Source organism: Nocardia sp. NPDC059229 (assembly GCF_042754165.1).
Classification (GTDB): Bacteria; Actinomycetota; Actinomycetes; order Mycobacteriales; family Mycobacteriaceae; genus Nocardia.
The window spans coordinates 42,782-54,695 of sequence record NZ_JBHZAK010000030.1 but is presented as its reverse complement, the minus strand read 5'-3'; the positions used below and the strand labels follow the sequence as shown (position 1 = coordinate 54,695).

Here is an 11,914-nt window from a genome sequence, read left to right as displayed (position 1 = left end):
AACCCTTCAGTGACCGGTGAAGACCGGGGTTGTCTTGGACAGGAAGGCGGTGACCGCGGCGCGATGGTCGGCGCTCGCGCCGAGCCGCTGCTGGGCGTTGGCTTCGTGTTCCAGCGTTTCGGCCAGATCGGCGTCCGACCGCTCCAGCAGCGCCTTCACCTCTCGGTAGGCCGCGGTCGGTCCTGCGGCCAGGCGGGCCGCGAGTTCGCGTGCCGCGGTGTCCAATTCGGAGTCGTCGACGACCCGATGCACCAGTCCCCATTCCAGTGCCCGGGCGGCGTCGATCCGATCGCCGAGCAGCATGAGCCCTGCGGTCCGCGCGGTGCCGAGAGCACGTGCCAAGCTGCGGCTCAGACCCGAATCGCTGGCCAGGCCGATGCCGGTGAACGCGGTGGCGAAGGTCGACGACCGCCCGCCGATCCGGATATCGCCCGTCAGCGCGATGCCGAGTCCCGCACCGACACAGGCGCCCTGGATCGCGACGACCACCGGTACCTGGATCGCCGCCAACGCGGTGATCAGCGGGTTGTAGTGTTCCCGGACGGTCGCCATGGCGGTGGCCGGGTCGGCGTCCAGGGCGGTCACGTGCTCGGCGAGATCCTGTCCGACGCAGAAGTTCCGGCCCTCCGCGCGCAGCAGGACGGCCCGGATGCTGTTGTCGGCAGCGAGGGATCGCAGGGCGTCGAGCAGTTCCTCTTTGAGGGCGCGGTCCAGCGCGTTGGATGCCGCGGGCCGCGCCAGCGTGAGGACGGCCAGGCCATCACTCCGTTGCATGGTGGCGGTGGTCATCGAGTCGTTCCTTTCGTTCCGCCGTTCCAGTCGTAGAACCCGCGTCCGGTCTTGCGCCCGAGCTCGCCCCGGGCGACCTTGTCGCGCAGCAGCTGTGGGGGTTCGAAGCGGGGTCCCAGTGTGGCGGCGAGGTGTTCGGCGATCGCGAGCCGGACGTCGAGCCCGACCAGATCGGTCGACCGCAGCGGGCCCATCGCATGCCGGTAACCCAGTTCCATTGCCCTGTCGATGGATTCGGCGTCCGCTACGCCGTCCTCGAGCATGCGGACGGCTTCCAGCCCGAGGCACACCCCGAGACGGCTGGTCGCGAAGCCCGGGGCGTCGTTGACCAGTACCTCGGCTTTGCCGAGCGCGGCGACCCAGCCCCGCACTCGCTCAGTGACGCCGGGGTCGGTGCCGGGGGCGCGCACCACCTCGACAAGTTTGGACGCGGGGACGGGATTGAAGAAGTGCATGCCCAGGAAGCGGGTCGGGTCCTTCAGCACCGCACCCAGTTCCGTGATGGACAGGGAACTGGTGTTGGAGGCGAGTACCGTGTCCGGCCCGACCGCCCGCTCCGCGGCAGTCAGCACTTCGGCCTTGATTCGCGGGGTCTCCGGCACCGCTTCGATCACCAGATCCGAATCGGCGGGCAGCTCGGCGATCGCCGTAGCCAGGGTGATTCTCCCCATGATCGTGTCGATATCACTGCCGCCCAGCGCATTTCGGTCCGCTGCCGCAGACAGGCCATTGCGAATACGCTGCCGTGCTGCGGCGAGATCGCCTGATTCGACGACGGTGACATCGCTGCCGAGGGCGGCGAAGGACTGCGCGATGCCCGCGCCCATCCGTCCCCCGCCGATCACCCCGATCCGTACGGCTACCGCAGTGTCGGTCATCGTGTCCTCTTCTCCAGGAATGCGGTCATCCGCTCGTATTTCTCGGCGCTGTCGAACAGCACCGCTTGGGCGATGTCATCGGCGCGGGAGCCGTCGGCGACCAGCTTGGTCAGCCGCAATGCCAGCGGTGACTGGCGCACGATGCGGTCGAGTAGTTCGTGTGCGGCGGTGACGTGTGTCCCCTCCGGGACGACGTCGAGCACCAGCCCGCACCGCAGTGCGCGGTCGGCATCCAGCCGCGCACCACCGAGCAGGACCTGCTTGGCGATCGAGGCGCCGACCAGCTCCGGCAGCCGATAACCGGCGCCCGCCGCGGCCATGATGCCCAGACCTGGTTCCGGATTCGCGAAAACGGCCGTCGGCGTGGCGATCCGGATGTCGCAGGCATAGGCCAGTTCGGCGCCACCGCCGAAGGCGTAACCGCTCACCGCGGCGATCGTCGGCAGCGGCAGCCGCGCCACCCTGTCGAACAGGGTGCGGTTGATCCCGGCCAGCGCTTCGTTCAGTCCCCGGTCACGCAATTCGGCGATATCGGCGCCACCGGCGAAATGGTCACCACGACCGGTGAGCACCAATGGTTTCGGCGTACGTTCCAGCCGCTCGCAGACCCGGTGCAGCTCGGAGATCATTTCGGCGTCGATGGCATTGCGCCGTTCCGGCCGATCCAGGACCACCACGGTGCGGTCGTCGGACTCGGTGACATCGAGGGTGGAGAACAGGCGGCTCACGGGGCCTCCACCAGCATCGCCACACCGGGTTTGGCCACCGCCCACGGCGCTCGCGTCATCGATTCGGCGCCGCCCGCCACGATCAGGTCGGCGTCGCCGCCGCGAATCATGGCGGCCGCGGTCGCGACCGCCGTCGATCCGCTCGCGCACAACCGGTTGACCGTGAACCCTGGCACCGAATCCGGCAGCCCGGCCAGCAGCGCCGCCATGCGGGCGACATTGCGGTTGCCCTCGCCGGGCTGATTCGCCGCGCCCAGGATCACCTCGTCCACTGCGCCGTCGGGGATCGCGGCCCTGCGCACCGCTTCCCGGATCACCAGCGCTGCCATGTCATCGGGCCGGACTTCGGCAAGAGCGCCGCCGTAGCGGCCCTGGGGCGTTCGCGCCCCGTCCACCAGAAAGACCTCGCGCATCCTCACACTCCTGTCCTCGCCTCTATGATTACCGAATGTTCGGTCGGTAATCAACAGTCGGCCGCGGGTCTGCGCGAAATGCTCGCCGGTCACTGGGAAGATGGTCGGATGGCTTCTCCGCGCGTCACCCGCAGGTCCGGCCCCGGCCGGCCCGGCTACGACCTCGACTCCCTGCTGTCGGTCGCCGTCAAGGTCTTCAACGAGAAGGGCTACGACGGCACCAGCATGGAGACCCTGGCGCAGCGGCTCGGAATCACGAAATCCTCCATCTACCACCATGTCTCCGGCAAGGAGGAGTTGCTGGAGCTGGCGCTCGGGCGCGCACTCAACGGGCTGTTCGCGGTTACCACCGAACCCGAGGTCACCTCGGGCCCCTACATCGACCGGCTCGAGCATCTGGTGCGCCGCAGCGTCCAGGTGCTGGCCACCGAGCTGCCGTATGTGACATTGCTGCTGCGGGTGCGTGGCAACAGCCCCGTCGAACGCCGCGCGCTCGCCCGCCGCCGCGAATTCGACGATGTGGTCGCGCGACTGGTCAGCGAGGCCGTTTCCGAGGGCGATCTGCGCCCGGACATCGATCCCGCGTTGATCAGCCGCCTGCTGTTCGGCATGGTCAACTCCCTCATCGAGTGGTACAGCCCGCGTGGGGGCACCTCCGTGGACCAGCTCGCCGACGCCGTGGTCCACATGACGTTCGAGGGCCTGCGCACGCACTGACCGGTCACGGTTTCCTTGACACGAGCGAGGGCCTCGCGCGATCGTAATTACCGACCGAATGGACGGTAGATTGGAGTTGTTGTGAGCAGGTTGTTGCAGAGTTATGTGAGCGGACGGTGGCAGACTCCGCCGGATGCGGGCCAGTCGGTCCTCAGCGCCGTGGACAGCACCGAGATCGCCCGGGTCTCCTCGACCGGCGTCGACTTCGCTGCGGCGGTGCACCACGCGCGCTCGGTCGGCGGGCCCGCGCTGGCGCGGCTGACCTTCCATGAGCGCGCGGGACTGCTGAAGGCCCTTGGGCTAGCCATCCTGGCGCGCAAGGACGAGTTCTACGCGGTGTCGCGGGCCACCGGCGCGACCGATCGGGACTCGGCGATCGACATCGATGGCGGCGCGGGCACCCTGCTCAGCTACGCCAGTCGAGCCAAGCGTGAATTGCCCAATGGCACCGTGTATCTCGACGGCGGGGTGGAACGGCTCGGCAAGCGCGGAACCTTCGTCGCCCAGCACGTCTACACCACCCGCCCGGGCGTGGCGGTGCAGATCAATGCTTTCAACTTCCCGGTCTGGGGTTTCCTCGAGAAGCTGGCTCCGGCGTTCATCGCGGGTGTACCGAGCATCGTGAAGCCCGCGTCGCAGACGGCGTATCTGACCGAGGCCGTGTTCCGCCACATCGTCGAATCCGGTCTGCTGCCCGAGGGTTCGGTGCAGCTGGTCTGCGGCAGCACCGGCGACCTGTTGGACCAGCTGGGCGGCCAGGACTCGCTGCTGTTCACCGGTTCCGGGCAGACTGCCGCGCTGCTGCGCACGCACCCGGCCGTCGTGCACCACGGCACCCGTTTCACGGCGGAGGCCGATTCGCTCAACGCCTCGATCCTCGGCACCGACGTGGCGCCCGGCACTGCGGAGTTCGATCTGTTTGTGCGCCAATTGGTTACGGAGATGACCGCGAAGGCGGGACAGAAGTGCACGGCCATCCGCCGCGCGTTCGTTCCGGAGAACATGGTCGACGCGGTGGTCGACGCCGCCCGGGAGCGGTTGAGCAAGGTCGTGATGGGCGCACCCGGGGACGAGGGCGTCACCATGGGCGCGCTGGCCAGCGTGCAGCAACGCGACGAAGTGCTGAAGGCCGTCCAGGCACTCACCGCCAGCAGCGATATCGTGGTCGGCCGAGCGCAGGCTACGGAGGGACCGGGCGCGTTCCTGTCGCCTATCTTGTTGCGCTGCAAGGACAACACCACCTCCGAACCGCACGAGATCGAGCCGTTCGGTCCCGTGGCGACGGTCATCGGCTATCGCGACGCCGCCGAGGTGATCGAGCTGGTGGCGCGCGGGCAGGGCAGTCTGGTCGCCTCCCTGGTCACCGCCGACGCGGCGATCGCCCGGGAGATCGTGCTGGGCCTGGCTCCGTTCCACGGCCGTGTCCTGGTTCTCGACACCGAGGATGCGAAGGAGTCGACCGGCCACGGTTCCCCGCTGCCGGTGCTCGTACACGGAGGACCCGGCCGGGCCGGGGGCGGCGAAGAGCTGGGCGGTATCCGCGGCGTGCTCCATCACATGCAGCGCACGGCCGTACAGGCGTCGCCGGACAAGCTCTCCGCTATTACCGGACAGTGGGTCACCGGCGCCGCCCGGCACGCCGGCGCGGTGCATCCATTCCGGAAGAGCCTGGCGGAGTTGGCTATCGGTGACACCATCGTGGGCGGTCCGCGGCAGGTCACGGGCGCGGACATCGCACACTTCGCGGAGTTCACCGGCGACACGTTCTACGCGCACACCGATCCCGTTGCCGCGGCGGCCAATCCACTCTTCGGCGGTATCGTCGCCCACGGCTACCTGGTTGTATCGCTTGCGGCCGGGCTGTTCGTGGACCCCGCGCCGGGCCCGGTCCTCGCCAATTTCGGCGTCGACAACCTCCGATTCCTCACCCCCGTCAAGGTCGACGACATCCTCACCGTGACCCTCACCGCGAAGGCCATCACGCCCCGGGCCACCGCCGACTACGGTGAAGTCCGCTGGGACACCGTGGTGACGAATCAGAATGCCGAAGCCGTTGCGACCTACGACGTACTCACCCTGGTGGCGAAGTCATGACCTACCGCATCGCCATCTGCTACGGCCGCCCGGCAGATCCCGCGGCCTTCGACGCGTACTACGCCGAAACCCATGTCCCGCTGGCTCGGAAGATCCCCGGCCTCTCCGCATTCACCTGGGGCCCCTGCTCCGCGCTCGGTAGCGGCGAACCGCCGTACTACATGGTTGCGAGCCTGGACTTCCCGACGGCCGAGGCACTCGATCAGGCATTGGCCTCAACCGAAATGAAGGCCGCCGGCCGCGATGTCCGTAACTTCGCCACCGGCGGTGTCACCATGTTCACCCAATCCGAGCAATCAGGACTGATTCCCTGATCCGCACGCCACGCGGTCGGGCGCGGACGCGGGCAGGCGGCGGCGCGACCACCCTGCGTGCCGCGATCAATGCCATCAGCCCGGACGGCACCCGCACCAATGTCAGCGCGCAGCGCGAGGACGTCACGCTGCCGGTATTCGCGATGTACTCGCGCTGCTCGACACACCGATGAAACCGGTGGTGACCCACCGACTTCCAACCGACACGCCGGGCGCCCGGTTACTCCGATACCGGGCGCCCGGCCGCTGCCGCGATTCACTCGCCGGGATCGACCAGACACAGAATCGTCGGATCGGGTTTCGGGTAGACGACCGCGTTGTGGGCGTCGGTCGCGTCGCCGCACGCGGTGGGGTCGGTGGAGCCCTTGATGATTCGGCCGATCTTGAAATAGGTCAGTTGCGCCTGGTGCCCGCTCTGCGCCGCGGCAGTGCCGCAGTCGACCGGCTGCGCCGAGTTGTCGAGGCTGTTCTGGGCCACGCATTCGCCCTCGCGCACCTGCAATTCCAGGCACAGGGTGGTGTTGCGCATGCCGCCGATGGAGCGCACGGTGTCGTAATCGGTGCCGGGACACGAGCCGCCACCCGGATCCTTCAGCACCACGCCGACGCGGTAGATCGTCGTCGGGTCGTCACAGGACACCGTCGTCACGTCGACCATGGCGGGCCCGCCGCTGACCTTCACACAGTCACCGGCGGACACCTTCCGCAGCGGATCACGGCCACCGTCTCGAACATGGCCATGATCGGTGACGTGCTGCCAGCCGTACACGACGGCGATCGACAGCGCCATGCCTACCAGACCGCCGACCCCACCCAGCCACCTCCGGTGTCGCCTCGGTGGCTGCGGCGGCCACGGGGGCGGATAGCCGGTGACGGGCTGCTGCGTCGCAGGCCCATAGCCCTGCGGCGCGCGATGATCGGACGAACTGGTCATGAAAAGCCTTCTCGCTCACTGATTGTGGATTTGCATGAGCGCGAGCGGAATCCGTCGCGAAACCCGCGCTCGCACCATGAGTTTTACTTACCACTAGGTAAAATTCAAGGCCTTCAGGGGCCGGCGAGAGATTCGATTACGGAGCGGCGGATTCCAGACGGGCGTCGATGGATTCGATGCTCTCGCCCTGGCCGCGCGGGCGGAAGGTCACACCCACGAGGCCGGACATCGCGGTGACGACCACCATCATGGTCACCAGGACAGCGAAGCCGCGGTGCAGCAGGGTCGGCACGAAGACCAGCATCACGGCGGAAGCGATGCGGGCGAGACCGAAGCTGAGGCCGATCGCCGTGCTGCGCAATCGGGTTGGGAAACTCTCCTGGCACCACAGCTTGTAGTGCGCCTCACCGGCCAGGGTGTTGCCGATGCCGTAGGCGATGAACGCGGCGACGAGCGTCGGTGCGCCGGTGTCTACCACGAGCAGCGCAGCCCAGGACAAGATTTGCGTGACCGCGCCCGCGACGAAAACCGGTGTCCGGGCCCTGGTATCCATCAGCGGCATCATCGCCAGCACCGTGACCGCGAGTAGTGGGACCACCAGCAGCGAGGCCGTCAGCGCTCGGGACGAGTCGAGATGGCCCACGGTCTCGAGTGCGTAGAGGCCGAAGGATCCGTAGAAATTGGTGCCGAGGGTGACGGTGACATAGAAGACCAGCAAAAAGATACTGCCGCGCCTCAGATTCGGCGCGAGCAGCTCCCGGGGTCTGCTGTCCGACGGTTGCCAACGCAGGGATTCGGCCATGCGCCGCCGCAGCAGCCAAGTGATCAGCGCGAGCGCCAGCAGGTGCGCGAAGATCGCGCGCGGCAGCTGATCACCGAGCCGGGAACCGGACAATTCCAGCCCGATCACGGCCAAAGGTCCCAGTGCCCACAGTAATTGGGTGAACGTCACCAGCCGCCCCCGCTCCGACGGCGGAGCATTCTCGCCGACCAGCGCCAGCGCCGCGGGCACATCCGCGCCGATTGCCACGCCCACGGTCACCACGCCGACGAACAACATGACCGGGTGAACGGCCAGCACCAGCCACAGCAGCCCGACGATATACACCAACAGGTCCACGGCGTAGACCCGTTTGCGACCGTAGCGGTCGCCGATCCGCCCACCAGCGATGGATCCGAGTCCGACACAGACAGTCAGCGCGGCGGAAAGAAAGCCCAACTGCCACTCCGACATTCGAAAACGCGACTGCCAATGCGAAAGCGCCGCGGACACGGCGATGATGGTGCCGGCGTCCAGATAGGACGCCATGCCCGCCAAGGCCGCCAGCGACCAGGGCCGCGCCACGGCAACGTGACCGGTCGTCGCGGTCATCGGCGAGCGAGCCAGGTAGCGGACTGCCGGTCCAGGACGGCTACCAGATCACCCAGCGCGACAATGTAATCGGCCACGTGCAGGCCGAGTTGCGTGTCGCCGGAAGTGCCGAGAACGGCATCGAGATCGCCGCCGATCTCCAGCCACGCGGCTGAGCCGTCACTGCCCGGAGCGTAGCGGCAGGTGGCCGTCAGCACGCCGGGATAGCGGGTGAAACCCGTTGTGGTGCTCGGCACCCGGTAGTCGCGCAGCACCACCGTCAGGTGCCCAGCGGGCGCGATATCGTTGCCCTGCAGCAGATTCCGCGTCGGCATGACCGTTTCGAGTGGGGTGCGCGCGGCCGGATCGGCGGCGTGGCGCAGGGCAGCTGGATCGACGCAGGCGATGTGGTGGCCGGGGGCCGCGCTCCAGGCCAGGCTCCTCGACGCCGGCGCATGCCCCTCGGCGTAGGAGGAATAGGCGATGACGCATCCGGTTGGAACGGGTGTGCTCGAGCCGCACAGCCGCAGGTGCTGGAACGTGGAGTCCGGGTCCGCGCCGCCGCCTGCTGGACGATCGTCGGGCACCTGCACCTTTCCGCCCAGTAGCACGGCGCTGACCAGTTGCGCGGTGGCGTCGGGCCGCCCGTCAATCCGGTCGCGAATGAGCTGTTCCAGCGCGACGCTGCCTTGCGAATGGCCGAGCAGGATCACCCCGCGCCGGTCGCCACCCGGCCCGATATTGTCGTGGGCCCAGTAGTCGTCCCACGCCGCGAGCACGTCGGCGAATCCGGGTCCGGCGTAGCCGTCGGAGCCGGTGACCACATGCTGAGCCAGCTGCGGCAAGGTGTCCTGCCGGTAGAGCGGGGCGAACATGCGGCAGTGACCGAGCAACGGCCCCACCTGTGCGAGCAACACCGCGAGTTCCTCGGCCCGAGGCTGCGGCCGATCTCCGGTCACGGGGTTGGGCACCAGGTCCACCGTGGGATAGACGTAGAAGCAGTCCACGCCCGGAAGTGCTGAGGCGGTAGCGGTTTCGTCACCGAGGTCACTGTGACCGACAGTGGTGACGGATAGTGCGGCTCGGCTGCCATCCGGATAGCGTGCCAGCGCGGGCTGGGCCCCGGGCCTGCCGTCGGCATCCTGGTCGCAGGGATCGACTGCCATGCCGGGTTTACACAACCAAACCGTCCCGGTCGTGGTGTCGGGTGGGGCGGCCACGGCCATCCCCGATACCGAGCCGACCACAAGCGCGGCCGCCGTGATCATGCGGATCACGTGTTTCATCGGATACTCCAGAAGATTTCAGAAGCGCGCGGTGAACTTTCCGGCAGCGTGCGGGGTCGCTGTACCCGACGTGTCGACGATCTCCACCGGAACCGGCGAGTCGACCACGACACGGTTGCCGTCGATCTCCACCGACACGACGCCGTACGGCGTGGGCGCGGCGCCCGCTGCCGCGGTCAGCTCACCGGGGCGCGGCGCGATGCGGACCCGCGTGAATCCGGGTTCGGCCGGCGTGATGCCGAGGGTGTAGCAGACCAGATCACGGGTGGGCGTGGCCGACCAGCCGTGACAGTAGGATCCGCCTTCCCAGCACTCCCGGAACGCGGTCGGGGCATCGGCGCGCAGGCGGTCCCAGTCCAGGCACAGTTCCGCGATCCGGTCGGCCGCACCCAATCGTGCGATGGCGTCGTGCACGACATAGCGGAAGAACGGCTGCGCCCCGACCACCGAACGCTCTGTGTCCCAATCGGGTTCGGGTCGCACGGATACCGGCTGACCAGCGCTGGGTCCCAGTGCGTCGCCGCCGTGATCGGCCAGTGGGCTGGCGGTGAACATGGCCGATCGATCCAGCAGCAGCCGCAGGATCTCCGGCTTGCGTTCGGGCGGGACGAGATCCGCGCAGACCGCCGCGGCCGCGACGTGCTCGCTCACCGAGGTGCCACGGCGGCCATTGACCAGATTGTCGCGATAGGCGCGCCGCCCCGGGTCCCAGAAGGACTCGAACCCGCGGAGCAGGCGATCGTGGAAGGCGGCAGCCCACGTGGCCCGGCCATGATCACCGACCCAGCGCGCCATCTCGGCGAAATCCCGTAATCCGCGTGCCAACAGCGCATTCAGTGCCGCGCTCGCGCCCGATACCTGCACCGGCGACCAGTCGATGAGGACCCACCCGGGCACCTCCTCCACGAGACCGGCAGGACCGCGATAGGGTTCGAAATAGCGCAGGATTCCTTCGGCGGTGGACAGCAGACCGCCGACCAGTTCCCGATCGCCGGTGTAGCGAAACAGGTTGTGCACGGAGCGAATCCAATGCAGCGACCAGTCCGGAATCGTCGGTACCTGTGTGGTCGCGAAATCACCGGCCACCACCATGGGCAGCAGGCCGTCGGCGCGCGGCTGCGCCGCCAGCTGCGGGTTCCATCGAGCCAGCCGCCAGTCCTGGTTGGCGATCAGATCGACGGACTGATGCACCACGGCGTCCCCGGTCCAGGATCGCTGTTCCCTTGTCGGGCAGTCGATGTAGGCGTCGTGGGAGGTCAGGTCCACGGTGCGCAGACCCGTGCGGTAGACGGCGTCGAGGCGTGAGTCACTGGAGTCGAACGGGGCGACCGGGTCTCGCGGGCGTAGTAGTTCACGGATCCGGAGCGAGACCGGCGTCGTCGCGTCCTCCAGTGCGAGAACGAGGTAGCGTCCGCCGACCGAGTCAGCCGAAAGATAGGTGTCAGCCGAGCCGCGGGCCACGTACCGGAATACCGGCGCACTGTCGAGCGCGGCCACTGTGGGCACCTCGACCAGAGCGCCGTCGATGACCTGACCCCGGGCTGCCTCGAAATGCAGTTCCAGCCTGCCGCTGACGATCATCGCGAAATCGGCGATCAGCATCACGCGATCGCCGCCCGCCCCGCCCAGGGCCGCGGCCAGGGCGGCGCGTGGATCATCGCCGGAAGGCGGGGCCGCCCTCTTGTCCATGACTGTCGCGGTGCGGATTTCACCGGTCAGGGCCGGAATGGGCCTGGGCCGCAGGACGCCCCACGGCTCGGTGGGCGGCCGCGTCCCACCGCGCGGGCCGACCACCGAGGACTCGGCCAGCACACGCGCGGACGACCAGGACGAATCATCGAAATCCGTTGCCGTCCACCGCGGTTCCAGTAGACGGGCATCAAAGTTCTCTGGCAGCTGGGTCAGTAACATGCCCGGCGGGTGACCGGGACGCCAGGCGTCGCCGGTCGCGAACCGCCACGAGGGGTCGGTCCCGATGATCTCCTCGCCGAGCTGGACCTCCGCCACCAGGCCGCCGCCACCGATAGTGAAGCTCGGCGGCGACGGCTCCCACCAAGGCACCGGATAACCGTAGAAACGGGCGAGTACCGCGACCGTGTTGCCGCCCTCGCGCAGTATGCGCCGAATGTCGTATTCGTCGAAGCACAACTGGCGCGGCCCATGCCGCACCGGCCCCGCACCGATGTCGATTCCGTTGACATACAACCGATACCGGGAATCGGCGGTGATTCGCACCATGGCCCGGGCGGGCACACTCGCCAGCTCGAAGCCACGCCGGAACAGCACCCGCTGATCGAAACGACTGGGGTCCAGGGATCCGTACGGTTGCGCCTGACTGGGTCCGCCCAGCGCCGGGCGATCGGACCAGATCCACTGTCCGGTCCAGGTGTCTCGCGTGGTCGCCACACCC

General features: G+C 68.2%; 10 protein-coding genes and 1 pseudogene. 3 read left to right on the top strand and 8 right to left on the bottom strand.

Going from position 1 to position 11,914, the window contains the following annotated elements; all coding sequences use genetic code 11:
• Window positions 1-6 precede the first annotated feature (6 nt).
• From ACFXHE_RS39685 to ACFXHE_RS39670, 4 genes and pseudogenes are all read right to left on the bottom strand, one after another.
• The gene (locus ACFXHE_RS39685; protein ID WP_379390179.1) at window positions 7-789 is read right to left on the bottom strand and encodes an enoyl-CoA hydratase/isomerase family protein; all 783 of its coding nucleotides are present in this window, start codon (window positions 787-789) and stop codon (window positions 7-9) included.
• Window positions 786-1,667, bottom strand: a complete 882-nt coding sequence (locus ACFXHE_RS39680; RefSeq protein ID WP_379390177.1) for a 3-hydroxyacyl-CoA dehydrogenase family protein — start codon at window positions 1,665-1,667, stop codon at window positions 786-788. Before ACFXHE_RS39680 ends, ACFXHE_RS39685 begins: the two co-directional genes overlap by 4 nt.
• The gene (locus tag ACFXHE_RS39675) at window positions 1,664-2,386 is read right to left on the bottom strand and encodes an enoyl-CoA hydratase/isomerase family protein (RefSeq protein ID WP_379390240.1); all 723 of its coding nucleotides are present in this window, start codon (window positions 2,384-2,386) and stop codon (window positions 1,664-1,666) included. The genes ACFXHE_RS39680 and ACFXHE_RS39675 overlap by 4 nt, the downstream gene beginning before the upstream one ends.
• A 32-nt stretch (window positions 2,387-2,418) precedes the next feature.
• Window positions 2,419-2,808 (bottom strand): annotated as a pseudogene (locus ACFXHE_RS39670) (beta-ketoacyl synthase N-terminal-like domain-containing protein); the annotation flags it as partial.
• 108 nt (window positions 2,809-2,916) lie between these two features.
• Between ACFXHE_RS39670 and ACFXHE_RS39665 the strand changes: the two are divergent.
• From ACFXHE_RS39665 to ACFXHE_RS39655, 3 genes are all read left to right on the top strand, one after another.
• Window positions 2,917-3,525 carry a TetR/AcrR family transcriptional regulator gene (locus ACFXHE_RS39665; RefSeq protein WP_357011584.1) on the top strand — a complete coding sequence of 203 codons (609 nt, stop codon included), beginning with the start codon at window positions 2,917-2,919 and terminating at the stop codon, window positions 3,523-3,525.
• An 81-nt stretch (window positions 3,526-3,606) separates the two neighbouring features.
• Window positions 3,607-5,619, top strand: coding sequence for a phenylacetic acid degradation bifunctional protein PaaZ (gene paaZ, locus ACFXHE_RS39660; protein WP_379390175.1), 2,013 nt, complete (start codon window positions 3,607-3,609; stop codon window positions 5,617-5,619).
• Complete coding sequence (locus ACFXHE_RS39655) at window positions 5,616-5,933, top strand: EthD family reductase (protein ID WP_379390173.1); 318 nt, start codon at window positions 5,616-5,618, stop codon at window positions 5,931-5,933. The genes paaZ and ACFXHE_RS39655 overlap by 4 nt, the downstream gene beginning before the upstream one ends.
• A 256-nt stretch (window positions 5,934-6,189) precedes the next feature.
• Here ACFXHE_RS39655 and ACFXHE_RS39650 read toward each other — a convergent pair whose 3' ends face one another.
• The 4 genes from ACFXHE_RS39650 to ACFXHE_RS39635 form a co-directional block, all read right to left on the bottom strand.
• A complete protein-coding gene (locus tag ACFXHE_RS39650) occupies window positions 6,190-6,867 on the bottom strand; it encodes a hypothetical protein (protein ID WP_379390171.1) in 678 nt (225 codons plus the stop codon).
• Window positions 6,868-7,003: 136 nt separating this feature from the next.
• Entirely contained in the window at window positions 7,004-8,239 is a 1,236-nt protein-coding gene (locus ACFXHE_RS39645; RefSeq protein WP_379390169.1) for an MFS transporter, read from the bottom strand.
• Window positions 8,236-9,504: a DUF3089 domain-containing protein gene (locus tag ACFXHE_RS39640; protein ID WP_379390167.1), complete on the bottom strand. Its 1,269-nt coding sequence runs from the start codon at window positions 9,502-9,504 to the stop codon at window positions 8,236-8,238. The genes ACFXHE_RS39645 and ACFXHE_RS39640 overlap by 4 nt, the downstream gene beginning before the upstream one ends.
• 18 nt (window positions 9,505-9,522) lie before the next feature.
• Window positions 9,523-11,910 carry an alpha-L-rhamnosidase N-terminal domain-containing protein gene (locus tag ACFXHE_RS39635; protein ID WP_379390165.1) on the bottom strand — a complete coding sequence of 796 codons (2,388 nt, stop codon included), beginning with the start codon at window positions 11,908-11,910 and terminating at the stop codon, window positions 9,523-9,525.
• Window positions 11,911-11,914: the final 4 nt, after the last annotated feature.

Excerpts from the sequence above, each read along its gene's own strand:
- ACFXHE_RS39680 (WP_379390177.1), bottom strand. The coding sequence starts at position 1,667 with ATGACCGACACTGCGGTAGCCGTACGGATCGGGGTGATCGGCGGGGGA.
- ACFXHE_RS39640 (WP_379390167.1), bottom strand. The coding sequence starts at position 9,504 with ATGAAACACGTGATCCGCATGATCACGGCGGCCGCGCTTGTGGTCGGC.
- ACFXHE_RS39645 (WP_379390169.1), bottom strand. The coding sequence starts at position 8,239 with ATGACCGCGACGACCGGTCACGTTGCCGTGGCGCGGCCCTGGTCGCTG.
- ACFXHE_RS39655 (WP_379390173.1), top strand. The coding sequence starts at position 5,616 with ATGACCTACCGCATCGCCATCTGCTACGGCCGCCCGGCAGATCCCGCG.
- ACFXHE_RS39665 (WP_357011584.1), top strand. The coding sequence starts at position 2,917 with ATGGCTTCTCCGCGCGTCACCCGCAGGTCCGGCCCCGGCCGGCCCGGC.
- ACFXHE_RS39685 (WP_379390179.1), bottom strand. The coding sequence starts at position 789 with ATGACCACCGCCACCATGCAACGGAGTGATGGCCTGGCCGTCCTCACG.
- ACFXHE_RS39650 (WP_379390171.1), bottom strand. The coding sequence starts at position 6,867 with ATGACCAGTTCGTCCGATCATCGCGCGCCGCAGGGCTATGGGCCTGCG.